The sequence below is a fragment of the Myceligenerans indicum genome, from assembly GCF_016742955.1.
GTDB lineage: Bacteria > Actinomycetota > Actinomycetes > Actinomycetales > Cellulomonadaceae > Myceligenerans > Myceligenerans indicum.
On the sequence record NZ_JABBYC010000026.1, the window covers coordinates 1 to 26,064 of the forward strand.

23 protein-coding genes are annotated in these 26,064 nt (G+C 68.9%); 11 read left to right on the forward strand and 12 right to left on the reverse strand.

Translation table 11 applies throughout. The features are described from left to right. Positions 1 to 173: 173 nt before the first annotated feature. Positions 174 to 851 carry a hypothetical protein gene (locus HGK34_RS13705; protein ID WP_201848272.1) on the reverse strand — a complete coding sequence of 226 codons (678 nt, stop codon included), beginning with the start codon at positions 849 to 851 and terminating at the stop codon, positions 174 to 176. Between the two features lie 306 nt (positions 852 to 1,157). Between HGK34_RS13705 and HGK34_RS13710 the strand changes: the two genes are divergently transcribed. From HGK34_RS13710 to HGK34_RS13720, 3 genes are all read left to right on the forward strand, one after another. Beyond that, positions 1,158 to 1,697 carry a DUF1016 N-terminal domain-containing protein gene (locus tag HGK34_RS13710; RefSeq protein ID WP_201848275.1) on the forward strand — a complete coding sequence of 180 codons (540 nt, stop codon included), beginning with the start codon at positions 1,158 to 1,160 and terminating at the stop codon, positions 1,695 to 1,697. Positions 1,698 to 1,840: 143 nt separating this feature from the next. Beyond that, complete coding sequence (locus tag HGK34_RS13715; protein ID WP_244666730.1) at positions 1,841 to 2,236, forward strand: hypothetical protein; 396 nt, start codon at positions 1,841 to 1,843, stop codon at positions 2,234 to 2,236. Between the two features lie 220 nt (positions 2,237 to 2,456). Next, the gene (locus HGK34_RS13720) at positions 2,457 to 3,647 is read left to right on the forward strand and encodes a hypothetical protein (RefSeq protein WP_201848281.1); all 1,191 of its coding nucleotides are present in this window, start codon (positions 2,457 to 2,459) and stop codon (positions 3,645 to 3,647) included. 169 nt (positions 3,648 to 3,816) lie between these two features. On the opposite strand, the gene HGK34_RS13725 is transcribed toward HGK34_RS13720, so the two are convergent. From HGK34_RS13725 to HGK34_RS13775, 11 genes are all read right to left on the reverse strand, one after another. Continuing rightward, positions 3,817 to 8,199: a LysM peptidoglycan-binding domain-containing protein gene (locus HGK34_RS13725; protein ID WP_201848291.1), complete on the reverse strand. Its 4,383-nt coding sequence runs from the start codon at positions 8,197 to 8,199 to the stop codon at positions 3,817 to 3,819. Further along, the gene (locus HGK34_RS13730; protein ID WP_201848293.1) at positions 8,199 to 8,660 is read right to left on the reverse strand and encodes a pilus assembly protein TadG-related protein; all 462 of its coding nucleotides are present in this window, start codon (positions 8,658 to 8,660) and stop codon (positions 8,199 to 8,201) included. The genes HGK34_RS13725 and HGK34_RS13730 overlap by 1 nt, the downstream gene beginning before the upstream one ends. Position 8,661: 1 nt before the next feature. After that, positions 8,662 to 9,177, reverse strand: a complete 516-nt coding sequence (locus tag HGK34_RS13735) for a TadE/TadG family type IV pilus assembly protein (RefSeq protein ID WP_201848295.1) — start codon at positions 9,175 to 9,177, stop codon at positions 8,662 to 8,664. After that, positions 9,174 to 9,608: a TadE/TadG family type IV pilus assembly protein gene (locus HGK34_RS13740; RefSeq protein WP_201848298.1), complete on the reverse strand. Its 435-nt coding sequence runs from the start codon at positions 9,606 to 9,608 to the stop codon at positions 9,174 to 9,176. The genes HGK34_RS13735 and HGK34_RS13740 overlap by 4 nt, the downstream gene beginning before the upstream one ends. After that, positions 9,609 to 9,917: a hypothetical protein gene (locus HGK34_RS13745; RefSeq protein WP_201848300.1), complete on the reverse strand. Its 309-nt coding sequence runs from the start codon at positions 9,915 to 9,917 to the stop codon at positions 9,609 to 9,611. Between the two features lie 161 nt (positions 9,918 to 10,078). Then, on the reverse strand, positions 10,079 to 11,017 hold the full coding sequence (locus tag HGK34_RS13750; RefSeq protein ID WP_201848302.1) for a type II secretion system F family protein: 939 nt from the start codon (positions 11,015 to 11,017) through the stop codon (positions 10,079 to 10,081). Continuing rightward, positions 11,014 to 11,898: a type II secretion system F family protein gene (locus HGK34_RS13755; RefSeq protein ID WP_201848303.1), complete on the reverse strand. Its 885-nt coding sequence runs from the start codon at positions 11,896 to 11,898 to the stop codon at positions 11,014 to 11,016. Before HGK34_RS13755 ends, HGK34_RS13750 begins: the two co-directional genes overlap by 4 nt. Next, a complete protein-coding gene (locus HGK34_RS13760) occupies positions 11,895 to 13,232 on the reverse strand; it encodes a TadA family conjugal transfer-associated ATPase (protein ID WP_201848304.1) in 1,338 nt (445 codons plus the stop codon). Before HGK34_RS13760 ends, HGK34_RS13755 begins: the two co-directional genes overlap by 4 nt. A gap of 554 nt (positions 13,233 to 13,786) precedes the next feature. Beyond that, a complete protein-coding gene (locus tag HGK34_RS13765) occupies positions 13,787 to 14,626 on the reverse strand; it encodes a CpaE/TadZ family protein (RefSeq protein ID WP_201848305.1) in 840 nt (279 codons plus the stop codon). Between the two features lie 4 nt (positions 14,627 to 14,630). Next, positions 14,631 to 15,365 (reverse strand): SAF domain-containing protein, encoded by a 735-nt coding sequence (locus HGK34_RS13770; RefSeq protein WP_201848307.1) that lies wholly within the window; start codon positions 15,363 to 15,365, stop codon positions 14,631 to 14,633. Positions 15,366 to 15,717: 352 nt separating this feature from the next. Then, complete coding sequence (locus HGK34_RS13775) at positions 15,718 to 16,593, reverse strand: sigma factor (protein ID WP_201848309.1); 876 nt, start codon at positions 16,591 to 16,593, stop codon at positions 15,718 to 15,720. 286 nt (positions 16,594 to 16,879) lie between these two features. Between HGK34_RS13775 and HGK34_RS13780 the strand changes: the two genes are divergently transcribed. Genes HGK34_RS13780 through HGK34_RS23560 form a run of 8 tightly spaced genes read left to right on the forward strand, consistent with a single transcriptional unit; the run spans position 16,880 to position 25,764 of the window. Then, entirely contained in the window at positions 16,880 to 17,155 is a 276-nt protein-coding gene (locus HGK34_RS13780) for a hypothetical protein (RefSeq protein WP_201848311.1), read from the forward strand. After that, positions 17,152 to 18,312, forward strand: a complete 1,161-nt coding sequence (locus HGK34_RS13785; RefSeq protein WP_201848313.1) for a conjugal transfer protein — start codon at positions 17,152 to 17,154, stop codon at positions 18,310 to 18,312. The genes HGK34_RS13780 and HGK34_RS13785 overlap by 4 nt, the downstream gene beginning before the upstream one ends. Before the next feature lie 14 nt (positions 18,313 to 18,326). Further along, complete coding sequence (locus HGK34_RS13790; RefSeq protein ID WP_201848314.1) at positions 18,327 to 18,644, forward strand: hypothetical protein; 318 nt, start codon at positions 18,327 to 18,329, stop codon at positions 18,642 to 18,644. Positions 18,645 to 18,670: 26 nt separating this feature from the next. Beyond that, a complete protein-coding gene (locus HGK34_RS13795) occupies positions 18,671 to 19,285 on the forward strand; it encodes a hypothetical protein (RefSeq protein WP_201848317.1) in 615 nt (204 codons plus the stop codon). Next, positions 19,285 to 21,816, forward strand: coding sequence for an ATP-binding protein (locus HGK34_RS13800; protein ID WP_201848318.1), 2,532 nt, complete (start codon positions 19,285 to 19,287; stop codon positions 21,814 to 21,816). Before HGK34_RS13795 ends, HGK34_RS13800 begins: the two co-directional genes overlap by 1 nt. Continuing rightward, positions 21,813 to 23,825, forward strand: coding sequence for a hypothetical protein (locus tag HGK34_RS13805; RefSeq protein ID WP_201848320.1), 2,013 nt, complete (start codon positions 21,813 to 21,815; stop codon positions 23,823 to 23,825). Before HGK34_RS13800 ends, HGK34_RS13805 begins: the two co-directional genes overlap by 4 nt. Continuing rightward, positions 23,825 to 24,442, forward strand: a complete 618-nt coding sequence (locus HGK34_RS13810; protein ID WP_201848322.1) for a hypothetical protein — start codon at positions 23,825 to 23,827, stop codon at positions 24,440 to 24,442. Before HGK34_RS13805 ends, HGK34_RS13810 begins: the two co-directional genes overlap by 1 nt. Then, on the forward strand, positions 24,439 to 25,764 hold the full coding sequence (locus HGK34_RS23560) for a M23 family metallopeptidase (protein WP_201848324.1): 1,326 nt from the start codon (positions 24,439 to 24,441) through the stop codon (positions 25,762 to 25,764). Before HGK34_RS13810 ends, HGK34_RS23560 begins: the two co-directional genes overlap by 4 nt. The last annotated feature ends 300 nt before the right edge of the window (positions 25,765 to 26,064 follow it).

Genomic DNA, 26,064 nt, shown 5'->3' on the forward strand with positions numbered 1-26,064 from the left:
AGATGTGTATAAGAGACAGCCCCCAGGCCCTTCAGGACCGTCCTCACAGATTATCTCGACGCTACCATCCGGATTGACAACTTCACTGCAACCTTCTGGTGGGTCAGCGCTTGCTGGAGCGGACACCCCGAAAGCGATAAACGCAACCCCAATCAAGACACCAAGGACTTCTCTCAGCATTCTTGCTCCTGATTGCGCTCTTCGGAAATTAGCGTCCACTTGCTGCCTACGCCTTGATGGCGAAGGCCATATGCGAAATGGTATCGAGTGGGCACGGAAGCATCGCGCGGAATTCTGACACCGTCTCCATCGAACGTCTTTACAGGACCAAAATCGATGCAGACATCTAGGACGATTTCCTCCGAGCCTCGCGTATAGGGCTCGTACTTATTGGCCGTCATCGACACCACTTGAGCAGCGCCCTCGGTGTGGATGCCGCTCTCACGGTTTCGCTCATACACGGTAGTTATTGCTTGCCACGAAGACCTAGTTCCCCAGAACGGCCCGAGCTTGTCCTCCCAATCACGATATGAATCGTTGGCAACCTCGGCCACCGTCGCGTAGTACTCGACGAGGCTCGCCTTCGCATCCGCAATATTCTTTGCCTTGATCTGCGCTGCCGTGCTCGGCGAGGGCGATCCGGAAGGCGATGGCTCGATGCCCGATGCAGTCTGCGACTTCCCCGGGGAGGGTTCCGAGGTGTCGGGTTCAGTCGGGCTGGCCCCGAGAGCTCCCTGGACCCATCTGCCCTCGCCAGGGCCGTACGCATAGACGAGGCCGGCCGCAACCACGACGACCACGCCCAACACGACCGCGCCCACGCGCAGCGGCGTACTGAAGCTGTTCGACATCCTGGGCCTCCGCTGGGGATCGGGCGGCTTCTGGCTTTTCCTAGGCCTAGTGTCCGCGTCCAGCGCGTATGCGCCACCGGGCACCGCATACAGGGTCCAGCAGAAGGCCTGTGCCAGGCAATGGGTAAGGCGTGATACTTCACAACATCTCGCCAAGAGCGGACGCATCCGGCGGCAGGTGCGAGCGCAGGCACCCATGCTCGCACCGAATGATTGCCAGCGCCACCATAAGTTGGTTTTCCACAGTCATAGTTGCAGATCGGAACCCAAGATGCGAGTGGGCTAGATTGCTATGACGATTGTTCCATGACGATGACGACCACCCTCCCGGCTGCTGCGGAGCCCGTCGGGTACACGGAGTTCTACGATGCCCTCTGCAATCGCCTGCGCGAAGGTCGCCTGCGCGCTGCGCAGGCTGCAAACATCGAGCTGCTGCTCGTCTACTGGCGTACCGGCAAGGAGCTCGTCGAGCGCGACAGTGTGTACGGCTGGGGAACCAAGGCTGTCGAGCGCATCTCAGAGGACCTTCACCGTGACTTTATGACCAAGGGTTGGACTGTCGCCGATATCGTGCACATGCGGCAGTTCGCAGAGGCGTGGCCGGACGACGACGTGATCGCTCGGGGCCCTGTGGGACTCCTGCCGTGGGAACACGTCATCGTCCTGCTCGATCGACTCGACACGCGGGACGGCCGCGACCGGTACGCGGCCAAGGCGATCAAGCACGGCTGGTCCGCAACCACGCTCGCACACGCGATCGAGCACGAGCCGCGCCGGCGGTTGACGGAGTGCCTCATCGATCGACGGGTGCTCGGCGGACACGGATTCGATTCATCGACAGCATGAGACAACTCCCGATTCGCCACGCACGTCGGCGGCGCGCCGTCGCCGACGGCGTGGCGCCTGAAGGATCCGACGGGTTTCTCGCCGATCTGAGGTCCCATTCCCAGAGGTGTCGACACCGTGCCGCGCGCCGTGTCACCGCCGAGATGCTCCGGCTCTACTGGCAAGCGGGCCGGGAGATTCTCGCGCGCAAGAAGAGGCACGCCTGGAGCCTGCGTGAAACGGAGCACATCGCCGCCATGGTCGCCGCTGAACTCGAGCCGCTGCGATGCTTGAGCCGATCGCTGACCGAACCCGTCAGCCACAACCGCGGGCCGAGGCAGACCACGCGCATCACCGAGGCTGTCGAGGACCTGGAAGCGCTGCGCGCGGCCTTCGACGACGCACGCCGTCAGGGAACACCTGATCAGTTCTACGTGAGCGGCTTTCACTCGTACGACATCTGCGTGCGCGAACTGCTGGCCGCGCTGAACGACGAGGGTGAACACGATCCGCCAGACCATGTCGGGGGATCTGTGGCTCCACCCCTCCGGTCTCGCTGACGGCGCCCGTACCGTACCGGATGCCGTTCACTGCCCGTCATGTTTGAGTCGTATCGCGCGCACTCCCCACGCCCGACCGTGCCCGGCAGCGGCCGCACACAGATCTAGGGAGCGAACATTGCGCAGTTCGATCAGTCCCGCACTCACCGGAGTCCGACGCCTGTCCGCCCTACTCACCGGCATACTCCTCACAACGGCGGGCGCTGGGATCGTCAGCACGGTGACCGCAGCACCCACAGAGGCCGCACCCGCTACCCAACTCCAGTCCGCCACCGTCCACCAGAACCGCACGATCAGCATCGTGGGCTCGGGGTTTACTCCCGGTGGCACGGTCACGTGGGATCTCGTCAGCCCGAACGGCAAGGTCGTCTCGGTCGACGAGGGATCGGTCGACGACGACGGCAAGGTCTACCGCCAGGTCACGCCAACCCTGACGACCCCTCCGGGGGACTACACGCTGGAGCTCACGGACACCGCGAGGGGTGGTGTCGCTGACGCCCCGCTCCAGGTGCTCCCGGCCGCGGACGCGCCGCCACTCTGGGCGTCGTTCAGGACGGCGCCGAGCTCCGACGGCCAAGTGCTTGTCCACGTGTCCGGGCTGCCGTCGGACAAGGTGTCGGAACTGGCCCTCACCCGCGAGGGCATCTCCGGCCTGGCACACATCACCTCGTTCCGCGCCGATCACGACGGCCACTCTCGCGTCGTCGTCGACACGGCCGAGCTCAAGGGAAGCTCCTGGGTCCTCGTCGTGAACACCGGAGACGGTTGGTTCACGGACGGGACCACGGTCTCGCCCCCACCGTCCGGTCCGTTCATCCATTTCGGCGGCGGCAAGGCAGCTGTTCATCAAGGACACATCGCGCGGATCTCGGCTCACAACCTGCCGGAGCACAGCTCGGTCACCTGGCAGGTGCACGGACCCGACGGAACCGATGCAGGAACCTGGAGAGGAACCGCGACGGAAGGAAGCGACTCCCAGTGGCTCGCCGCCCCGGCCTGGATGGAGCCCGGCATGTACACGGTCGAGATCGTCGCCCCGTCGGACTCCACCTCCGACGCGGTCACCTGGTCGGCGTTCGAAGTCCTCCCCGCCGACGACGCACCCGCGAACCACTACAGCGCAGAGGTGAGCGCCAACTCCGTGGCACGAGGCGACGTCGTCAATGTGACGGTCAGAGGCGGAGGGATCCACGCGGGCCTGATCCCGGTCAACACGATCACCAACCGGTCCGTCTCCGAAGATCTGAGTCTGCCGGACGAGATCGGCAGGCGAACCGCAGAGCTTGACACGGCGGGACTCCCGCCTGAGTACGACCTCTTCTACGTCGCCGTCCACGACGGACACACCTGGCACCTCACAGGGACAGAGATCTCCGTGGAGGATCCGGGGCACCCCAGGGCTCGCGCGTGACCACCAGAGCGGACCTGGCCCATCGCCGGATCAATGACTCCTGACCGACGACCCTCGCAATCCCCGAAGTGGCCCGGCCAGGACCATCCTGGTCCGGCCCGGGCCACCCCGGGGATGAACCCCATTCGGCCGCCCCGGCGCCGGGTACTGTTCGTTCACCTCGCCCGACTCAGCGGTTCCGTCCTGCGGCGTCGATCTCACTGATCAGTTCTTCTGTCTCCGGCTCCGGCTCCATGTCGAGCTGCTCCAGATGATCGCGCAGACGGTCGATCAGACGTCCGGCCGCATCCATCCGGCCGCTCGCATACTCCGTACGGATCGAGTTGCGCCAGGAGCGCTCGTCGGCCGGGTCCGCGATCCGCCCCACGCGCGACGCCTCACGAGCGACAGCGAGATCGCCCTCGGCGAGCGCACGCCGCGACACCTCGTGAGCCACGTCGACAACACCCGCGGCCATCTCCTGCATCAACACCTCAGCCCAGACGTACTTGCGCGGCGGCGTGTCCTGGAACGGCACTCCCCGCACCAGCTCGAGCGCGCGGCGCAGGTCGTCCAGCGGAGTCGCCGTCAGATCCGGACCCACCAGCTCGCAGAACAGGTCCCAGTCCGTTGTCACGCCGCGCAGCCGGTAGCCGGCCTTCTCCTGATCCACCTGCGAACCGTCGTCCGTTGACCAGTAACGCGGGAGGTACTCGAACCCGTAGGCATCCGTGCCGAGCCAGCGCCGCGCGCGCGACACAGCGCTTCGCCTCGTCGCGAGATTCGGGTCCCGCGAAGGCCACAGAGCCCGCGAGATGTCCGACCCGCGCGCCCCCGGATTGAACGCAAGGAACGCGACGAGTTCCATGGCCTGGCGCTGATGGCTGGCAGGCAGGTCGATACCTGCACACCCTGCAAGTTCTACGCCGCCGAGTACTCGTACGACGGGCGTGCGTGCGCCCTGTGGCTCCTCCGGAGCCTCCAGGTCGTCATGAACGACAGCGGTGATCGCGCCGCCGTCGGTGCCACCAGGACCATCCTCGTCGAGAGCTGTCACCCACGGGTTGGCGGCGTCGGCCCATCCCTCAGGCTCGTCGCCCGAGGCCGTCCCCGGACCGACCGGTGCCGGCGCAATGCTCTCGGTGTCCCGCGCTGCCGGCTCCCCGGCCAGGTCCACGGACGCGGATCCTGCCGATCCAGGTGCCGGACGCACATCCGTGCCCCCACCGGCCCCCGCGCCGACCTCGACCGCAATCTTCTCCCCCACCGGAGCCTCCACGACATCCCCTGCAACAGCTTCTGTGTCAGCGCCTTCGTCCGTGCGGACGATCTCGTCGAAGTCCGGCAACGCCCCCGGCTCGACCAGCTCCGGTTCCTCCGGAACGAGGTTGCGCGCCCATGCCGGCCCTGCCACCGGCTCCGGGTCGCCGAGCAGTTCGAGTGCCTGTACGTAGGTCTCGCTGTCGAGTTGCTGCGGCCGCACGGCGATGTAGGCAGGCACGAGCACGCCACGTGACTTGTCGCCGGAGGTGAGCTCGCCACTCAGGTCGAGCATCCACTCACCGATCTCCGCGCACGACGTCACCGCGGCGATCCCGACGCCAGGGACCCGCTCGACCAGGCTCTCCAGTCGCGTGCGCTCGGCAGTTCCGAGCGACTCACCGACCAGGAGAATCTCCGGCGTCCATGCGTCCATGGCCAGGCCACGACCGCGCGCATCAGGCAGGTTGACCGCCCCGACCTGCGCGAGCGTGCGGTCGACGTCGGCAGCCCGAGCCTCCAGCTCGCGCACGATCCCGGCGACCGACGGCACGTGACGGATGCGACCCGTGTCGACGACTCCCGGCAGGTCCCGGAGGGCACCGACCACCGTGACCTGCAGGTCGTCGGCCCAGAGCGACGTGGCCAGTTCGACCGCGAGCGCGGCAAGGGTCGCCTGTGCGGCCGCGTCGCTGCCTCGGATGTCCAGGCAGCCGATGTTCTCGAGGTCGACCATGAGGTGGGCATCCTCGTCGTCGTGGCCGAGGGTGACCAGGGAGGGGTAGGGCGACTCCATGAGGTCGGGTGTGGCTTTGTCGCTGGCCACAGCTGGGTTCTCCCGGGCGGGGAGCTGCCAGACGTAGCGGTCGGTCGTACTGACCCAGGGTGTCGGGAGATCGGCGGCGCGGTCGAGGTAGAGCTCGAGGAACTCACCGGACTTGAGCCGCGCGACGCGGACGCCAGGAAGGGCGAGTCCACGTTCGCGATGCCAGCCGGCGAGGGTCCGCAGCGCGATGTCGACCTGCTCGCGTCCGAGCTCGTCCGAGACGGCACGCAGATCCGTCTCGAGCTCGGCGGCCGGCGATCCGGACGGTGGCAGGGCAATCCGCTCGCCGGGCTTGCGACGCCGGCGGGCGCGACCGCGGCGCGCTGCGAGCAGGCTGAGGATGCCAGCGGCGAGCAGCCCGCCGACGCCGGCCGCGGTCCGGACGTCGAACGCCTCGAGGAGTTCGTCGGAGAGATTCGCGTCGACCAGCGCTGCGCTGACGGCGGGGTCGGGCTGCGGCGCCGCGGTAGACCCTGCGGTGGAGGACTCGGACGCCGCGACGCCGACCGGGCCCCCACCGCCGCTCCCCGCCGGTGCGGACTCGGCGATCTCCGGGACAGCTTGCGGGCCGCCTTCGAGCGTCGGTTCGGCGGCCAGGTCATCGGGTGTGACTTCCTGGTACGCCGGAACAGGGGTGTCCGTCCCGGCCGACCCCCCTGAAGAGGTGGGGGCGGTCACGCCGTCGCCCGACGCTGACTCACCGTCCCGATCCGACGTCTCGTCGGTCGCTGCTCCAGGCGGTACGACGGCGGCCGCCGTCTCCTCGTCGGACGGGGTGTTGTCCTCGACGGGCCTCTCCGTGACCGGAGCGGACTCCTCAATCTGCGGGGACTCGGTGTCGGATGCCTCGACCTGGTCGAGCGCAGGCGCCTGCGGCTCGGGCGTGGGCTGAGATTCCGTCGCGTCGCCGTCTGCCGGGCCGCTGGACTGCTTGGCTTCCGTGGGAACGGCATCCTTCTCGCCGCGCTGTGCTCCTCGGGTGACCACCTCGGCCCCGTCGTCGGCGCCGGCGTTCTCGACCCCCTCGGCCGACCGGTCCGCAGGAACCTCGTCGGACGGCCCCGGTTCGTCGGCGCCGGAGGCCTCGGCCGGCTTGTCCGCCCGTTCAGCCGATCGTTCAGCACCCTCCGGTGCTGGCACCTGCGGTGTGGCCTCGGCGGCGTCCTCAGGTGTGCTGGGCGTGTCGTCCCCCGACGACGCGGCGTCGGTGGCGACGTCGGGCTCTTGCGCGCCCGCGGAGTCACCGGACGTGTCGGCCGCAGATCCGGAAGCACTGTCGTCGGCCCCGGCTTCCGGCGCCGACTCGCGGTCCGGCGTGCCTTCGTCCGTCCCATCCGCGGCCGGAACGGTGACGTGCCAGCCTGGGTAGATCGTGTCCGGATCGGTGAGCTTCCGACCGTCGGGCTGTGGCGTGGAGCGTGACGCCTCATACAGTTCCGGATACTTCGACCCGTCGCCGAGCTGTTCCGCAGCGATGTCCCACAGCGTGTCCCCGCGCTCCACCGTGACGTCGCGCGTCTCGGCGGGCGTGACGTCCGAGACGGATTCGACGTCCACGACCTGATCGACGGACGGTCCCGAGGCGTCGTCGGGCAGCGTCAGGACCCATCCAGGCCGCACCCAGTGCGATCCGTCGAGCGCGCGGCCGTCGTCCTGCGGCACGCCGTAGTTGAGGTGAGCGATCTCCTTGAACCGCGTGCCGTCGCCCAGCATCTCCTGTGCGATCCGCCAGAGCGAGTCTCCCGGCTGCACCGTGTAGGTCTTCGTGTTCGCGTCCGACGACGCCCGCGCGCTCTCCGCCTTCGTCTCGGCCCTCGTCTTCGTGATCCGGGCCTTCGACGTGTGCGGTCCGTCATCCGCCTGCGTTTCCGGGTGCCCGGCCGGTGCCGAGACAGCCCCTTCCGTGGCCGGACCGTCGCCGCGCTGCCCGGTGTCCGGCGAGGCGTCGCCACCCGGGACGGACTCCAGCACGCTGCTGGCGACCGGGTCGGTGGCCTGCCCGTCCACGGGGTCCACCACCTGCGAACTCGCCACGGCCTGGCCGGAGACCGGCGTGACGAGCACCATTGCCACCACGGCACCGATCAGCAGGGCGGCAAGCCGCTGCTGCAGCCCGAGCCCGTGCAGTCGGGGTGCTCGCACGCCACGTACGACCGCGAACAGCTCCACCAGCACGGCAACGGCGAACGTTGCCCACGCGACCCAGCCCACGACGGTCACGAGGCTGAGCAGCACCTCCCCCGTCACGTCCGGGGCGGACATGACTGACACGAGCCTGGCCCATGACAGGTCACCGTTCAGCACGGGGACACCGGTGAGCCACAGTCCGATCGGTATACCGACCACGAGGGCGGCCAGCACCAGCACGGAGACCAAGCCGCGGACCACACGACCTGCGAGGCCGCCGGGCGAGGGTCCGTGCGACGGCGTTCCGAAGGGCACCTGCGACGGTGCGGCCCCTGCGTTGCGTTCGGTCGTGGTGCTCATCAGGATCCCTCCTGGGTGATACCGCGCACGGCTCTGGCTTCGGCGGACCCCTCCGCGGACAGCGAGGGAATCCCGATCAGGGAAAGGAACTTCGTCTCATAGGTCACGGTGGCGCGGACGCGGATGGACGCGTCCTGCACGTATACGACCTGGCCTCTGACGCCTGCCGCCGCAAGGTGAGCTTCGGCGGTCGCAGCGGCTGCTGCCGGATCGAGCGTGGGTGGCCGGCCGTACTGCGCCTCGGAGATGTCCTGCTCCTGGGCTCCGGCGCGGGCGGCCTGCTCCGCCGCGTACTGCGCCTCGTCGGCTGCCTGGAGCCGGCCCCCTCCGTCCACCACCAGGCCGATGGCGATGATCAACGCAGGAACGAGCCCCGCGACGAGGATGTTGATCTCTCCTCGCTGCGACGCCGTACGAGCCGCCGCATCCCGGTCCTCTGTTCCGAAGGCACGGTTCCTCACGTCAGCCCCTTCCCCGGTAGGCATCCAGCACGGACGTCGCCGTCGCGTGCATCTTCCGGGTGCCCGGGGCGCCCGGAAGTCCGAGATCCGCGAGCGGGACCACGCACGACACCTCGACGCGAACCTCGCCCACCGTGCCGAGGGGCAGGGTGAAGGCGTCCAGCACGGGAGTGACCTTCGTCGACGAGCAAGAGATGCCCGAGTTGTTCAGCGTGCTGCGCGCCGTCTGGGATGCCGAGATCTCTGCGGCGGCGGCGGTGCGACTGATCGATGCCGACCGGGCCGCCTCGTTCGCCGCCGACTGCACCGCGCCCTGCGCCAGCACCATCCGGCCGGCCATGAGCAGCAGCATCGCGATGAGCAGCACCATCGGGAAGACGACAGCTGTGTTGATCGCGACGTTGCCACGCTCACCGACCGGGTCACCCGACGATCCGCCCCCGATGCGACGACGCGCTACGGCGGCGCGGAACGGCACGACGCTCCGGTGACGTGGGAAGTCTCTGCTCCGTGTCATGGGCCCACCGCCGGTGTGAAGCGCTCCACCGGACCGGTCGCGGTCTGCTCGATGCGCAGTCCCCGGAACCCGGGCACGAGCGACGGCGCCAGACCCACCACCGTCGCCGTCGCGACCTCGTCCCCGCGTTCCACGAGGATGTCCACCGAGGCGAACACATCCCGTCCTCGGTCGAGCCGAGCCGCGGCCTCGGCATACCCGTCGGCGACGGTGCCGTTCTCGAGCCGGGCCGCCTGAACCGCCCCGTTCGCCACCGAGCGGGCGACGTTCTGGGCGTGGTAGTAGATCACGCCCTGCACCATGCCGAAGATCAGCAGGAGCACCACGGGGTAGGTGATGACTGTCTGGATGGAGGCAGCCCCGCGCTCCCGCCAGGAACTCGGCTGGGCCGAAATCCGAAGCGGCAGTTCAGGGCGTCTGCGCTCCCTCACTCATCCTCCGCGTACTAGGTCGGCCATGTAGCTGTCGACGAGTCCCTTGATCGCGAGGCCGAGCCCTACCGCGATGCCGAGGCCCACCACGGACAGCACGACGACCTCGATCGACTCGAGGCCGGCGTCCTCAGGCAGGCCCTGCCGACGCGCGGCGAGGCGCGCGCGCAGCTCGGCGGTCCGCTCGGCGAACCGCGCGGAGGTCCGGCCCATCAGGCCGCTGACCCCGGTCAGGCGAAGGTGCGCTTGCACGACGCCGGACGCCGCGGCGTCGATCCTTCGGCCTGGCCGGTGCTCTTCAATGGACATAACAGCTCCTGGGGTGCTCTCGAAATCAACAAATGGGCAAGATCCGGTTCGTGTGACACGTGCGACACGAGTCTTCGCGGAAATCGCGCGGCTGTGAAGACCTGGGCATGATCTGTTGCCCGCAGTTCACCGAAGGCGTCGGCGTTCGCCGAAGCAGATCGTCACGGAAGCTGCTGGAACATGGTCACGCCGATCGGGAAGATCAGCATGATGAAGTAGACGAACACCGTCAGCGTCCCGGGCACCGTCATGCGGACCGTCGCGTCGTGCGCGAGCTGCTGCTCCACGTCGAGCTGCGCATCACGCATGGCGGCCGCCTTCGACTGCAGCTGATCGTGGATGGCCGAGCCTTGCGTACCCGCCAGTTCGACGATCGACGCGACCTCACCCAGCGCGTCGACCTCCACCTCCCTGCCCAGGTCCCGCAGTGCCGTCCAGGGCGGCTCGCCCTCCCAGCGCCCTCGTTCCAGCGCCTCCGCGATCCGCCGGAACGGCCACGATTCCGCCACCTGCGCGGCGGCGAACGTCGCCTGGGTCGCCCCGGCACCGGAGATGCGCTCGATCGCCAGGAGTTCCAGGTAGGTCGATACGGCACGGGTGAACTCCTGCCTCGCCCTGCGTGCCTTGCTCCGCGCCTCCAGATCCGGGAGGAACCAGGCACCGAGGGCAAGTACGAGGGCCGCACCGAACGGCAGGCCCACCGGAAGGCCGAGCTTGAGCAGTCCTGCCATGAGCCCGATGAACGGCACGCCCACCAGGACGACCACGGCTCCCAACGCCTTGGCCCCGTAGTGCTCGGTCGCGGTCTTGCCGATGAGGTCGAGATCGGCCGCACTCGGACCTGCCCGCATGAGCATCGGCAGCGGTAGCCGTCGTTGTGCCCAGGCCCCGAACCTCTGCGTCATCTGCTCGGTGCGGCTGAGCCCGGAGCCGTCGTCGTCGGACACCTCGATCGCGGCGAGCTTGTCCTCGCCGCTCAGCCGATCGAGCGCCGACTGCAGTCCCGGCTGTGTCGGCACGAGGGTCCGTACCACCAGCCACAGCCCGAGGCCGGCCACGGCCCCCGCGACGGCGGACGGCCAGATGCTGCCGAGAATCATCCCAGGCCTCCCTCGTGCGGGAGGAACCGCGGGATCGGCTGCCCCATCGAGATCCGCCGCATCCACAGCAGGCAGCCGCAGTACGCCGCGAACAAGGTGATAGCCACGATCTGCCCTACCGGGGAGTCGTACCCGTCGAGGTAGCCCGTCATGGCCGTCCCGCCCAGCACCACCAGGGTCACGACCGTCACCCAGCGAACCGTCGCGCGGCCCGTCGCCCGTTCGGTCTCGATCTCACGCCGGGCGCGTGCCTGGGCAGAGAGCGACTCCGCGAGCTGCTTGAGCGCCGGGGCGACCGCACCGGTGCGGTTGTCCGACTCGAGGATCAGTGCCGAAGCGATCATGTCCGACGAGTAGTCGTCCATCTCGTCGGCCCAGCGGTACAACGCCGGTTTGATCGGCTGCCTCGCCTCCAGGCGCGCGACCAGCCGGGCGAGTGACGGCCGCACGGAGGGCGCGGCCGAGGGGAGCGTCGCCGCGATGCCCTGCTCCAGTCCTACGGCTCCACCGCTGAGCACACCGATCAGTGAACGTACCCAGGCCGTGAGGTCGATGAGCTTCTCGACCTCGCTCGACTGCGTGGTGGTACGGAACAGCGCCGGGAGTCCGACCACCATGACCGGCACGATCACGGTGAGCGACCACCAGCCGGTCAGGATTCCGACCACGAGTCCCGCAGCCGCGCTGACCAGCACGGTCCTGCGCTTGGAGTGGAGCGGACCGCCCTCGTCGAGCCCGATCAGCCGCAGCAGCCCCTCGAAGGGCTTGCGGCTGGACGACGGCGGCCGCGGGGTCGCCTCGCGCTTCAGCAGACCGACGATGACGAGCCAGATCCCGATCCCCACGCCGAGACCGGCGGCGACGGCGAGAAAGGTGGTCATCGGGTGACCTCCCAGAGGCCGTCGTGGAAGTTGAGCAGGTTGGGGTCGAACCCGACCGCCGTCAGATCGTCGAGGAACGACGGCGTATGTGCGGGCACCGCGCGACCGTCCGGGCCGGGACGGAACACGTCGGTGATCGCGACCGGGTTGCCGGCTTCACCGCGGGTCACCTCGATGACCTCCGAGACGTAGCGTGTGCGCAGCCCGGTCTCCGGATCGATGTTCACCCGGAGGAACACGATGAGGTCGATCGACTGCGCGACCTGCCGATACGCGTACGTCTCACTGAGGGTGCTGTCTTGTACGGCCATGCCGACCAGACGCTCGACGACGTCGCGAGCGCCGTCCGCGTGCACGGTGGACAAGGAGCCGTTACCCATCTGCATCGCCTGGAACATCGAGACGATCTCCGGCCCGCGGACCTCGCCGACGATGACCCGGGAGATGTTGTGGCGGAGCGACTCGTACACATTGATGTTGGTGTCGATCTCCCCGACCCGGCGGCCGGCCGTGTTCATCTCGCCCGAGCCCTCACGGGTGCGCAGGGCCACCACGCGGCGATGCTTCTCGGGCTCGAGGTGCAGGTAGAGCTCGTAGTCGGTCTCGATGGTGGCGACGGACTCCCAGGGCGAGAGGCTCGCACAGAGCGCGCGGAGCAGAGTCGTCTTGCCCGAACCCTGTCCCTGCCCCGAGACGACGACCGACTTGCGCGCGCGCACCGCGGCGCCGAGGAACTCCTCCAGGACGGTGTCCACGGTTCCCGTCCCGCGGAGCACCCCGAGATCCACCGACTGCAGGCGCTGAAGACGAATGGTGACGCGCGGCGAGGGCACCACCCAGCCCACCGCCGCCAGGCGCACACGGCCGGGCAGGTCCAGGTTGAGAAAGGGGTTGGCGCGGGTGAACGAGCGCTCGTTCGCGGGATCGCGGGCCGCGAGGAACTGCAGGAAGTCGATCAGCTCGGCGTCGGAGTCGGCGATGGGGTCGGTGTAGATGCGACGACCGTCGCCCATGAGCATCAGCACCGGCTGCGTACCGGTGATCTCGATGTTCTCCGCCTCGGGGGTGTCGATGAGGGGCTGCAGCCGCCCGAGCCGGAACAGCGCGTCGAACAAGGCTCGTGTGATCTCGACCTGGTACTCGGCGGTCCAGGGCCGCTGACCTCCCGACAGCATCCCGTCGTTGTGGTCGCGGACCACCTGCTGGATGAGTTCTTGGCCGAGTGCCTCGCGCTCCTCCTCGTCGAGCTCACGTGCGGCCAGGGCGTTGGTGAGGCGAGAGGACACCTCACCGCGGAGGCTGTTCACCTGGCGCCAGAACTCGGCGTCCCGCATCCCTCCGGGATTCGATGCCTCGAGCGTCCGTACCTGACGTCCGCCCGCAACCCACGCGTCGATCCCACCACCGCCGGCCGGGACCTGGGAGTCCCCGCCCGGTCCGCCGTCGGGACGGGCGAGTGGGGTCGTAGCGGGAGAGGCTCCCGCCGGACCACCATCGTGGCCGGCCGAACCCTGCGCGGCCGGCTCCGCAGTCGGAGCGTGCGCAGTCGGAGTCTCTGCCGCGGCAGGCTGCTCGGTCACCGGCTGCCATACGGGCCGGATGGTGGTCGGAACAGCGCCCGTCCACGGGCCGGCGGAGGCGCGGCGGTCCCCTGACTGCACATCGGCCGGGCGAGCCGACGGAGGTGCCGGGCGACGGCCCGCGGCTACGGCCCCGACCGCGCCGCTCAGACCTCCGGCCGAGGGCGGCGGCTGCGTGGTCCGGGTGTCCGGGTCCTTGGGGTCCGCCGACCCGGCCGTCGCGGGACGCCCCTTCTCCGGTCGGCGTGCCCGTGACCGGCCGTCGCCGCCGAAGATCGGAAGCCCGTCCAGATCCTCACGCTTCCGGCTCATCGCCCGATACCTCCGGTCGAGCCGTTCCCCGTCGACGTGCCTCGGGCCGGGCTGCTCGTGGAGAACCGCTCCCGCCGGGCTGCCGTTCGCTCCTGGATCGCCGAGATCACCGGGCCCGCGCTACGCACCAGAGGAGACGACCCCCACTTGCGCCCCGTCGGCGATCCGACGGACAGCACCTCGGCGTTCACCGGGTCCCAAGCGAGCGAGCCGAGCGACCCGAGTCCCAGCGTCCTCGCGATCTCCTTCGTGTCGTACGGCCGGCCGGGGCCGATCGTCAGGGTGGCCAGGTTGGTCAGGTCACGCGCGGCAGCTTCGATGACGGACGTGCGCGACCGGACCAGCTCGCGGCTGACGGCGATGTCGGGCAGACGCGATCCCGTCGTGACGATCACCTGGTCGGCAAGACGGAGAAGCGGCTCGCGATCGTCCCGGCCGGCCGGCCCCAGCCTCCCGAGGTCGACGATGACGTCCATGCCTCCGCGCTCCAGCGCGACGAGCTGGTTCGCGAGCGCGGTCCAGAGATTCGCCACCGATGGTGCGAGGTGCGGGGACACGATGCCGGGCAGCAGCTTCTTGTCCTGACTGTTCTGGACGAGCGTGAGGGTCTGGTCCCACAGTGCGGTCTCGAGCTCACCGTGGCTGTGCGCGATGGCGAGCTGGCTCAACCCGCGGTCGTGCACGAGCTGGCCGCGGAAGTATCCCGCCAGGATCGAGGCACCGGCGAGATCCGCCTCCACGAGCAGGACCGGCCGGGGCCAGGAGATGGCGAGCACCAGCGCCGTCGTGGTCGTTCCCGGCGAGCCCTTCGCGTTCGCGAGTGCGACGAGGGCCACTGGATCACCCGTTCCCGTCGGACGCGACCGTGTCGAGCACGAGAGCCACCCGCCCGGTCGCGGCGCGCGCCGCGAGCGCTCCGGCCTGGTCCCGGGCGACCTCGACGTTGACGATCTGCTGGTCGCCGATCTCGGCCGGATGCGCCTCGACGACGACGGCGGCAATCGCAAGGGGTTCCTCGACCGGTGCGTCACCGCCGCTGACCGGCGTCTCGATGATGCGTACCGAGTCACCCGCGTGCAGCGGCGGATATGCAGGCATCTGGTTCGGGTTGAGTGCGACACCGACGATGGACCGCCCGGCGGCAGGCTTCAGCTCCGTCGTGTAGCTCTCGGGAGTGAGCAGCGAGCCCGCGGGCAGGTCGACACTGGCGTACTGCCCCGTGACGGCCGCGAACTGTGTCGCGTCCACCGGCTCCAGCAGCGTGGGACTGGTCGGCAGGTCGACGGTGACGAGGACGCTCTCCGTGATCTTCTGCCCGCGCTGGATCTCGGACGTGACGGCCAGGACCTTGTGCGTCTTTCCCAGTGTGGTGGTCAGGGAGACCGACGCGAGAATGCCGAGGGCGACCAGAGCCAGACCGAGGGCAACGACAGCTGGCCGGCGACGGGCGCGCGTCGGTTTCTGGGGCGCGGGAATCCTGGGACTCGCGGCGCGCGCGTCCCTTCCGCTGGGGGGCGGGGTCCCACCCCCGCCCACACCGGTGCGTCGCGCGCCGACGCTCGTCTCACTGCTCACTTGCCGTCCCCTCCCGGTCATGTACTCCCGCAGGCAATCCTGATGCACGCGGGCGAACCCGGCAGGTTGAACGGTAGCCGGATGACTCCGGGCAAGGGAAGGTCAACGAAAGTTCACATGCTGTGGAGATGCCCTGGACGTCGAGTAAACGTCAACAGTGGCGCTGACCTGGGGAAACGCTCGAAATGGGAAGTTCACCCGCGCGGATCAAGCTCGGCCTCATGCGGGCTCTTCCTGCTGGTGAGTGTCTTACCTGTCGACACTCGATCAAGACACGACATGGGGGGCCGCCGACTGGAGGCGGACGACCCCCCATGCCAAGGGACGGGGCTGGTGTGGAACCCCCCGAGAGTCACGCACCCCCCAGTGGTTCTCCCGATGCCGTTCCACGGCCCTCGTCCTTCCGCCCGTTCGGTGATCCCCCAGACAGACCTCCGGTGCGGACGGCTTCCGCCAGTCGGCGAACCGCTCGGCTCGCGCGCTGGCGAAGTGTTGCGTGCGAGATGCCGAGCTCGTCGGCAACTCGCTTCTGGTATGTACCTCTCCCGGCGCCAAGCTCGGCGTACTCGGGCAACTCTGGGTCTGGAGCGTAAACGCGAGCGAGAAGTGACGCTTCTTCTGTTGTGATAACACGAACGTCAATGCCCCAGGCGATCACGTCGAGCACCTCGCCCGTGGCCCCTAGCGACGCGCTGGCCAGCGAATATACCGCTGCTGGCCCCTGTTCCTCGGGTTCGGCGCGCTCGAGATGCGGCAGTACGGCCACATCGGTGGGAATCTCCTCGACCTGTGGCGCCCGGCTCGCACGTGTACCGCGCGCGAACGGCGCCTGGTCACCCACCACCCGGGTGAGCGTGTGACCCTGCAGCCGCATCGCGACCTTGTCCTCGCGCGCGAGGTCGTAGTGGCAGATCGCGTCCCACATGGCCGCGGCGGCCTCCTGTTCGAGGTCCTGGAGGTCGCGGTAGTGCCGACGCGAACGACGCACGATGGAACGCACCGCCGGCAGCATGCACTGCAGCACGGCGCGGCCGGCGGCGAAGCTCCCACGGGCATGTTCGACGAGGAGCGCGTGCAGCACGACGTCGGCCTCGTTCGCGGTGAATCGGACGGGACGGCCGTCGGCCAGGCCCGAGAGCTGCGGGAAACGGCGACTGAAGCGATCGATCTCGTCGGCGAAGGACCGGGTCGCCACGAGGTCGGCCCAGTCATGATCGAGCTCGGTCATGAGCGTCCCGGAGGCAGCTGAGGACATGCCTGGCATGGACGTGACTCCTCGGTCGTCTGGGCGGCGAGATGCCGGAGCGCTGGTCAGCGCCTACGGGCCAGTGCACCCGAAGACTGTTGCCCGCTACTGTTGCCCGCAGATTTACCCTTGATGTGACCTAGCTCACATTTCTCTCTTGATCGGCAATCTCCAGGTCACACGAACCCCTCGTGACCCATTTGTTCGAGGTGACGAAGCGACAGCAGCAGGAAGACAAGCAGCCGCACCGGTGACTGGGAGAAGCGAGATGAGCAAAGAACCCGCCCCCGAGCTCCACCACGACGACGTGACCCTGGGGCTCCTGCGCGACACTGCCGAGGTGCATGCCGTCCGCGGCGAGGTCAGGCCAGTCATCGACGCACTGGTGGCCGCACTCAAGCAGGACCCCCTCGGGAACGACGACACCGCACACAAGATTGCCGACGCCCTGGAGAGCCCCCGCACCCGCAGTGCGCGGGCTGCCCGCGCCCGGCTGTCCCGAGACCTCTCGAACGACCTGCCCGACGAGGTGCGCACGCGATGAGTTCCCTCCTGACCGGGCGCCGCGGCAAGAAGCGCGCGGCGTCCCCGTCGACCATCCCGGCGCACCCCCAGCGCGCCGCGGAAGGGGCCGGCGGACCGGTGTCGGCCAACCCCTGGAGAACCGACGGAACGGCACCCGCCGGCCCCGACCCGGCGTTCCCGGCCGACGACGCGCCGCCGCCGCAGGTGGTGGAGTGGTCGCAAGGCTCGGCACTCGCCTCGAAGGCGTGGACGGCACTGCTCGTGCTGGCCCTGGTTTCCGGACCTGTCGCACTCGTATGGACCGCGCTCCGCCCGGAAGGCGGCCCCGTCGCGGCCGGCACGGTCTCGGCTGACCAGGGCGCGGCGGCGGCCGCTGCCGAGAGGGCGGTCGAACTCACGGAGACCTGGCTGCGAGCGGACCGTGACGACCAGGCACTCGTGGCCTCGCTCACCGAGGCGTCGATCAGCACCCTGCCGGCCACCGGTCTGACGATCCGGGACAGCTCGGTCGCGTCGGTCACCGCGGGCGACCCGAGCCCGACAGGCACGACGTGGATGGTGACCGTCGGCGTGGACGTCGCGGAGCCGGCCCCGGGGACGACCGTTCCCGTGCGCGGCGAATCGGGCGACGATTCGGAGGCCTCCGAGCCCGTGCTCGTGTGGGTTCGCCGATATTTCCAGGTACCGGTGCTGATACAGCGGCCCGCGGACGAGGACGAGCCGTTCGCGGTCGCAGCGCTGGCACTTCCGGCTCCCGTGCCGGGACCGTCGGGTGCGGATTCTCCCGGCCTCGACTACCCCCGCACGATCCCGATCACGTCGGACGCGGGCGAGTCCGTCGCGGCGTTCCTGGGAGCGCTCGTGGCGGGCGACGGCGAGATCACCCGCTATCTACGCCCTGGCACGGCGATCCAGCCCGTGACACCCGCGCCATATACGGCCGTGTCCGTGACCTCGATCGGCGGCTCCCACGAGATCTCCGACCACCCGTCCGACGGCGACGGTACGCATGCCCTCGTCACCGCGGAGCTGACCCGCCCCGACGGGGAGAAGACCACCGCCCAGTACGTCCTGACGCTCGTGGCGCGGGACGGCCGCTGGGAGGTATCTGGCCTGGACCAGACCGTCCGCACCGAGATCCCGGTCGCCGGCTCCGGCGATTCCGGCACCGAGTAACAGGAGAGGGAACCATGTTCACCGAGATCGTGACCGCCGCCCCCGAATTGACCGCGACAGCCCAGACAGTCCGCGCCGAGGGCTTCCTCGACCTGATCACCGTGAAGTCCGAAGAGGTCAAGGCCGCGATCGAGTCCGTGACCTTTGTGATCGTCATCCTCATGGTCGTCATCACGGCGGTGAAGACCAAGATGTCGATCGCCGCGATCCTGATGTCGGCGATCGTCGGCGGCGTCGTCCTCTGGCTGGTCAACGGAGGCATCAACGTCACCAAGGAACTGACGGACGACGAGTTCAGCATGCCGGCCGTCGTCAGTACCACAACGGTCTGAGGCCGATCACGCACTAGGGGGTCGTGGTGGACGAACGGGAGCTGGAGACCGCGAAGTTCTATACGCGCGCCCGGCGCATCCCCATGCTGGTGGGGAAGATGCCGAGCGGGGGTCGGATCTGGGGCGGTCCGTACACGATCACGCAGATCGGCGCGGGGGCCCTGGTGGGGTTCGTGCTGTGGAAGACAGCACCCTTGTGGGCCCAGCTCGGCGGGTTCATGAACGTGGTCCTGGCCGCGGGGATCGTGATCGGGACGGTGTGGCTCACCGGCAAGATCCCCAGTACCGGACGCAATCCGGCGACCTGGCTGATGGATGCCCTGAACCTCACGACGAGCCCAGGGAGGCTTTCCGGCGGCCGGCTGGTGATCGCGCGACCCCGCAGGCTCAATCATCGGGTCATGGTGCTGCTGCCCGACGGCGATCGCGCCGCGCGGCTCGCGCGGACGCGCGGCTGGACCGGCCCCGACCTGGTACCGGTGGACGACGTCGACCAGCGCGAGGTCGCCACCGGCACCGGCGAGATGCCGCTGCCCCCACTCACCCCGACCGACCTCATCCGCGACGACGATCGGGAGACCGCGTCGCTGACCGGCGTCGGCGAACTCCTCGCCGGCAAGCTTCGCAGGAAGGACGGCTGATGCTCAGCCACATCTCCGCCCTGACAGACGGCCTCATGTGGACCCGCTCCGGGATCGTATGGGCCGTCTGGCGGGTGTCGCCCATCCCGTATGCCTACCAGCCCGACGACAAGAAGCACGCCGCACGGCGGCACCACACCGCCCTGTACCGCGCACTGCGCGGTGAATCCCTGCACCTGGGGCTGGTCGCGGCAACGGACCCGGTCTCCGTCGTGGAGGCGATGGTCGAGGGTGTGGACGTGGCGGAGCACGAGGCATGGGCCGCGGAGTGCAACGCGACCCTCGACTTCCTGGAGCACATCGAGATCGGACGGCGCGTCCACTGGATCGCGGCACCGCTGCCGAACCCGGGCGCCAAGGCCGTACTCGAACCGCTGCAGGCGAGCTGGGCGGCGCTGAAGGATCAGCTGATGCTCCCGCGCGCGGTTCCCTCCAAGCACGCAATCGGCGAACGCGCTGCTCAGGCGGAGATGTTGCGCAAGGAGATGCCATCCGCGTTCGACCCCCGGCCAGCGTCGGTGGCGGAGATGGCCTGGTTGTTCGGCCACGCGATGCAGCGTGGCCTGGGCCTGGACATGGATGTCCCGGTCCACGGGTCGCTGGACGCCGAACTGCACCTGACCGGGGCTGCCGTGTTGCCGGCAGCACTCATCGACCCCGCGGGGCAGACGGACGCCACCAGGCGCCTCACCCCGATGCAGATCCTCAAGCGCCCGTACGTCAAGGTGATCGACCCGGAGTATCCGGACCGTGCGTCGTACCAGTCGACGCTCGTCGTGAGCGATACGCCGTCCGGCGGGATCGTCTATCCCGGCTGCGAGTGGATCGGGCGCGTGGACGAGTCGAGCGTCCCGTGCGACTGGGCGATCCGGATGACCGTCCGTTCACGCGAAGAGGTGACCGGCCGCAACCGGCGTGCCGTCCGCACCCTGAACGACCAGTTCGACCAACGATCCGAGGAGGAGCGTGCGGGGTCGTCCCTGGACGGCACGGCCCGTGCGCTGGGCGAGTACCAGGCCGTCATGGACGCCGACGAGCTCGAGGTGGAGGTCGACGCCACCACGATGTTCACGGTGTCCGGCCCGAGCGCGGAGCAGGTGCTCGACGACGCCCGCGACCTCACCAAGTACTTCGCGTCCATGCAGTTCAAACTGCGCAACGACCCGACCGTCCAACCTGCCCTGTTCGACGCGACCCTGCCCGGCATCCCGACGCCGCGGGCCGTGCGCGAGTATTCGCAGATCACCACGGCGCGCTCGTTCGCGGCGGCGGTCCCGTTCGCGACGACGGACCTGGGCGACACCTCGGGATCGCTGTTCGCCCTGGAGATCAGCAACGGAGCCTCGCGTCCGAACCCGGTCTTCGTCAACCTGGGTGGGGCGTCCGACAAGCTCGATGTCGCGCTCGCGATGGGCTTCGTCGGCGAGCTCGGGAGTGGCAAGTCCGTCGCCCTGAAGTCCGTCGCCCTGGACAACATCGATCGCGGAGCCACGCTGATCGCGGTTGATCACACCGACATGGGTGAGTGGGGCACCGCGGTCTCGGAGGTGGCCGGCTCCCAGGTGGTCGAGATCGCCGAGGACGCCACTCTGTCGATGGACCCCTTGCGCTGCCTACCGCCGGCCACGGCGCCTCGTGTCACCCGCTCGTTCCTCACGGTGCTGCTCAGCGTCCAGACCAAGTCCGAGCAGAACGTTCTGCTGTCCAAGGTGCTTCAGCCGAGCTACATGGGACGGTACGGGATCACCTCGCTCGGCTCCCTGGCGCGGCACCTGGAGTCCGAGTGCGAACTCGCCGGTGCCCACACCCTGGCGGACGAGATGCGGATCTTCTCCGAACTCGACTTCGGCCGGGCCGTCTTCGACGACACCCTGCCCGCGATCGATCTCGACGCCCCAGCGATCGTGATGCACACGAATCGGCTGCAACTCCCGTCCAGGTCGGACATGGAGCACAGCCACCTGTTCGCCGAGCTGAAGGCGGAAAAAGTGTTCGGTCGCGCAGTGTTCGCGCTGATCGCCGCCCTCGCCCGGCACCGATGCTTCAAGGACCGCACGCGCCTCGACATCTTCGCCGCGGACGAGGCGCACAAGACGATGTCGTCGCCGGAGGCGGCCGAGGAGATCGGCATGTTCATCCGCGACGGCCGCAAGCACAAGGCCGCGCTGCTTCTCGGCAGCCATGACGCCGAGGAGGACTTCGGCAACGAAGTGGTGCGCGGGCTCATCCCGTTCCGGGTGCTGCTGCGGCACCGCGACGAGAACCTCGCCCGCCGCGGCCTGCGCTGGCTGCACGGCCAGCAGTCGGACGCGCAGGTCGACCCTCAACTCATCAAGCTGATCACCGAAGGCACAGCCCCCGTCATGGATGGCGCGGTGGGCGTGCCCGAGGAGCGCCGGGGTGAGTGTCTCGTGCGGGACTTCCAGTCACGGTACGGACGTGCCAAGGTCTTGGCGCCGCTCGTCGTGTCGCGCGCCGAGACCGTGAAGACGACGCCCACCAGCTCCACGGGAACGGTGATCCGCTCATGATCGCAACCCTCGTCAACGCGGCCGTCCACAGATCCGGCATCCTCGAGACGGCCGTCGTCGGCTCCGTGCTGCGTGCGGCGGAGGAATCCGACGGGGCAGGTACTGCGAGCCTCCACCTCGAGGACACGAGCGGCGTCTCCACCGACCGCTTCGTTCTGCAGTGGGACACCGGATCGGCTTGGAACCCGATGAACGTGGACTCCGAGATCTTCTCCACGCTCGCCGGCATGTTCTGGTCGTGGTACCGCGACATCGTCGCGGTTCAGATCTGGGTGCTGGACTGGGTCCTCGGTATGGACTGGCTCGGCTACGTGCTGTCTCCCTTGGCCGGCCTGAGCCTCATCGTGCAGTCGATGATCTCCCAGATCGGCCTGCTCAGCCTGACCCTCATCATCCTGGCGTTCGTCGTCGGGTTCTGGCTGCTCAAGGGCCGGTACGCGGGCGGCTTCATGGAGCTGATCATCGGCTGCGTCATCGCGGCGCTGGCCACGGGCTTCCTCGCCAATCCGATGGGGACGATCGGCGGCGACAACGGCGTCATCATGCAGTCGCGTGACGCGGGCATGGACATCGCCACCGGGTTCGCCACCGAGGGGGCTTCGTTCCAGCGCGACGCCGCGGCCATTCGCGACGGGCTCAAGGGCCAGCTGGTGGACACCCTCATCCGCACTCCGCACCAGATCATCAACTACGGCTCGATGATCGACGGCACCCGCTGCGCCTCCACCTACACCGATGCCGTGGGCACGGACGACGCCGTCGAACGCATCGGTGACTGCGACGAGAGGTATGCCGAGGCGGCGCAGCAGATCGACGCACCGAAGGTGGTCTCCACCCTCAGCCTGCTGAGCACGGGGTTCGTCTTCCTGCTCCTGAGCGTCGTCATCGTGGGCGGGACGCTCTTCGCGGTTGTGCTGCTGGGCTGGTCGGCGATCAAGCTCCTCTGGCAACTTCCCGTCGGCGTGGTCTCCAGCGGCACCCGTGCTCAGCTCTTCCGTACGTTCGCAAGCATCGGACTGGGCTGCATCCTCGTGGCGATGGCAACGATGTTCCTCGTCGCGTGGATGAAGATGCTGCTCGGCTTCTACGACGCCACGGACGGCATGCCCTTCCTGGTCCGCCTGTACCTCTTCAACACCCTGGTCGTCGCCGGCGCCGTGTTCTACGTCCTGATGGGGACGAGCGTACGGGCCGGGCTGCGCAACCTCGCCGACAAGCTGGCCACCGCTGGTGTGCCGTCCCAGGTGGGCGAACCGCAGGCCATGCCCTGGGCAGGCCAGGCCAAGTGGACCGAGCGGTACAACAAGGCGAAGGACTGGGCCGGCATCGGTCTGGGGCCGGCGCCCGCGTCAGGCGACGACGGCGCCGGGTCGGGCGGCGGCTCCGAGGATTCAGGTTCCGACACGACGCCCGGCTCCCCGAACCCCGCCGAGATGGACCTGAACGACAAGGGAGCCGGAGCGGTCGCGGCGGGAGCTCAACGACCCGGCGATGATCACGCGCCGGCGGACGGCGCCGATGCTCGCGGGCCTGGTGCGGCGGGCGGACGGTCCGCCGGGGAGTGGTCCGACGCCGCGAACACCCTGCGCGAGCAGGACCGGGACCACGTCCCGGCGGTCGTCGGAGCGCAGGATCCCGGTTCGGACGCGAACCTGCACGACAAGCACACCGACCAGACCCCGCCACGCACCGAGTCCGAGAAGTTGCGCGACCGCATGGCGAACGCTACTCGGGCTGTCACCCGAACTGGTCTTCAGATGGGCGCGGCCGCCGCCACCGGTGGCACGTCCGCCGCAGCAGTCGGAGGGTCGCGCGCCCTCGGCTTCGTGCAGCGGGCCAGAAAGGTCAGCAGCGCGGTCCGCAGCGGTGCCCGCGCCATGTCGAACTACTACCAGCGCCGAGCCGACCTGGAACGGAGGCTAGGAGGGCGCCGTTCGGGTCAGCGGAGCTCCACGCCGGGCGTCGTGTCCCGCCCGAGCTCGCGTGACCTGAGAGACCTGGGCCGCTGATGCGCAGAGCGACGATCATCGTACTGACCGTTGTCGTGCTGGTGGTGGCGGCCTGGATCGGCTGGCCCCGGGAAGGCACATCGGACCAGGGCAACGAGTTCGCGAGTGGTTCCGGGAACGCCGTCGAACCTGGCAACGGCGGTGCCGTGACGAACGACGACGCCGACGACCCCGGAGCGCGATCCGAGACGGCTTCCGACGGCACGGTCGACCCGGGTGACCCGGCACTCGACGTGGTCGACGAGCCGGAGTTCGACCATGACGGCGAACCCACGACGCAGGTCGAAGCGGCCTGGGACGACGGCGTCCGGGCGTCCGCCCGGGAAGCCGCCACCGCGGCCGTGACGGCGTTCTCCGATGTCGACCAGCCCGCCGATTCCTGGTGGACGGAGTTGTCCCCGCTGCTCACCCCGCAGGCACGTGCCGTGTACGAGGACGTCGATCCGCGCAACGTCCCCGTACGCGAGGTCACGGGGCCGGCGCTGGTCGTCGACGAGTCCGCGGTGCTGCTCACCGAGGTCACGGTGCCGACGGACATCGGTGACTACACCGTCGTGCTCGTCCGCGCCGACGGGGGCTCACCCTGGCTCGCCGAGCGGATCGGGCCACCGTCGTGAACGGATCACAGCTGGCGAAGCAGGGCGGCCGGCTCGCCGCGAAGGCAACGGGGCGGGCAGTTCGCCGGGCGGCGACGTCGGGCAAGGACCCCAGGAAGGACGACCACACGAAGCGGGCTCTGGTCGTGCTCGCGGTCCTGGGAACCGTGACCCTTGCACTGCCGGCTGCCCTCGTCGGCATGGTGGTGCTGGTCGCAGGGATGATCGGCGGGCAGCAGTCCATGGGCGGCGGCGGGTGCGGGATATCAGGCTCGGTCGTCGTGGCGGCCGGCGACCACGTCGAGCAGGTCGCCGCTGGGGGGTTCACGGCCGAGCAGTTGCAGAACGCGACGGTGATCCTACAGGTCGGTGCAGAGCGCGGCGTGCCGGCGAAGGCGCAGGCGATCGCGGTGATGACCGCACTCGGCGAGTCGGGGATGCGGAACCTGACCTATGGCGACGACCGGTTCGGCGTACGGAACCCGGATGGGTCTCTGACCTCTTCCATCGGCATGTTCCAGGAGCAGAAGTGGTTCGGGACGGTCCAGGAGCGGCTGGACCCCGTGGCGTCATCGGGCCGCTTCTACGACCGGCTGCTCGCCGTGGAGGGCTGGCAGGCGATGGAGCCGACCATCGCCGCGCACAAGGCGCAGCACAACGCCGATCCCTACCACTACGCGAGCCAGTGGGACCGGGCGCTTCAGGCGATGCGGCTGGTCAGCGGAGCGGACGAGCAGGACCTGGAGGCCCTTTCCGCGTCGATCCGAGGCGCCACGCCTGCGGCTCCGTGCATGACGGGGGCCATCAGCCAGGCGGCAGTCAGCGCCGGCGGATGGGCGAACCCGGCCGTAGGGTCAAAGGCTTCCGGTTTCGGGCCGCGGAACACGGGCATCGCGGGTGCCTCCCGCTTCCACGAGGGGCAGGACATCGCTGCGACCTGTGGCACCCCGGTGTACGCCGCAGCAGCCGGACGTGTCGTGATCTCCGGTGGGACGGGCTGGGGAACTGGCAACACGATCCGGATCGAGCACGGTCTCGGGCTCGACACCACCTACGGGCACCTTCTGACCGGAACGAATCTGGTGTCCGTCGGGGACGTCGTCCAGGCAGGGCAGCAGATCGCGTCGATGGGGGGAGACTCCCGGGTCGACCCGGCGGGCGCCGGGACGTCGTCGGGCTGCCACCTGCACTACGAGGTGCGGCTGAACGCCAGGGCCGTGGATCCCGAACCGTTCATGGTGCAGCAGGGAGTGATGCTGGGAACGGCTGCGCCGGCGCGAGTGCCGGAGCCGATGAGGCCGGGTGACGAGCCGGCGGTCGATTCGGCCCAGGCAGCTCCCTGAGCAGGCATTCCGTGCGGATGGCTCGAGCATCGGCGGGCAGCCTCGGTACCCCGCCAAGCCACACGCAACCCTGTTCGTGACCCACCGATGAGTTCTGCCCATGGCAGACGTCTCCATTAAGAGGTCGCGTTCGGGGCACGGAATACCTGACCATGAACGTGCGTCGTACTGGCGTAGGTCGTGCGCGATGGTGCTCGCGGTCTCGGCCCCCACACTTCCCAGGAGAGGGACCCCGACATGAGTGCACGAACCGATACGATTGATGACAGTCCGCACGCTCTACCCCCCGGTGAGGGAGCC

Coding starts and splice junctions, on each gene's coding strand:
- HGK34_RS13760 (WP_201848304.1), bottom strand. CDS start 13,232: ATGCGGGACGCCGAGTTCTGGCGCCAGGTGAACAGCCTCCGCGGTGAG.
- HGK34_RS13790 (WP_201848314.1), top strand. CDS start 18,327: ATGTTCACCGAGATCGTGACCGCCGCCCCCGAATTGACCGCGACAGCC.
- HGK34_RS13775 (WP_201848309.1), bottom strand. CDS start 16,593: ATGACCGAGCTCGATCATGACTGGGCCGACCTCGTGGCGACCCGGTCC.
- HGK34_RS13725 (WP_201848291.1), bottom strand. CDS start 8,199: ATGAGCACCACGACCGAACGCAACGCAGGGGCCGCACCGTCGCAGGTG.
- HGK34_RS13715 (WP_244666730.1), top strand. CDS start 1,841: ATGCTCCGGCTCTACTGGCAAGCGGGCCGGGAGATTCTCGCGCGCAAG.
- HGK34_RS13710 (WP_201848275.1), top strand. CDS start 1,158: ATGACGATGACGACCACCCTCCCGGCTGCTGCGGAGCCCGTCGGGTAC.
- HGK34_RS13705 (WP_201848272.1), bottom strand. CDS start 851: ATGTCGAACAGCTTCAGTACGCCGCTGCGCGTGGGCGCGGTCGTGTTG.
- HGK34_RS13805 (WP_201848320.1), top strand. CDS start 21,813: ATGATCGCAACCCTCGTCAACGCGGCCGTCCACAGATCCGGCATCCTC.
- HGK34_RS13800 (WP_201848318.1), top strand. CDS start 19,285: ATGCTCAGCCACATCTCCGCCCTGACAGACGGCCTCATGTGGACCCGC.
- HGK34_RS13735 (WP_201848295.1), bottom strand. CDS start 9,177: ATGACACGGAGCAGAGACTTCCCACGTCACCGGAGCGTCGTGCCGTTC.
- HGK34_RS13750 (WP_201848302.1), bottom strand. CDS start 11,017: ATGATTCTCGGCAGCATCTGGCCGTCCGCCGTCGCGGGGGCCGTGGCC.
- HGK34_RS13785 (WP_201848313.1), top strand. CDS start 17,152: ATGAGTTCCCTCCTGACCGGGCGCCGCGGCAAGAAGCGCGCGGCGTCC.
- HGK34_RS13745 (WP_201848300.1), bottom strand. CDS start 9,917: ATGTCCATTGAAGAGCACCGGCCAGGCCGAAGGATCGACGCCGCGGCG.
- HGK34_RS13780 (WP_201848311.1), top strand. CDS start 16,880: ATGAGCAAAGAACCCGCCCCCGAGCTCCACCACGACGACGTGACCCTG.
- HGK34_RS13810 (WP_201848322.1), top strand. CDS start 23,825: ATGCGCAGAGCGACGATCATCGTACTGACCGTTGTCGTGCTGGTGGTG.
- HGK34_RS13755 (WP_201848303.1), bottom strand. CDS start 11,898: ATGACCACCTTTCTCGCCGTCGCCGCCGGTCTCGGCGTGGGGATCGGG.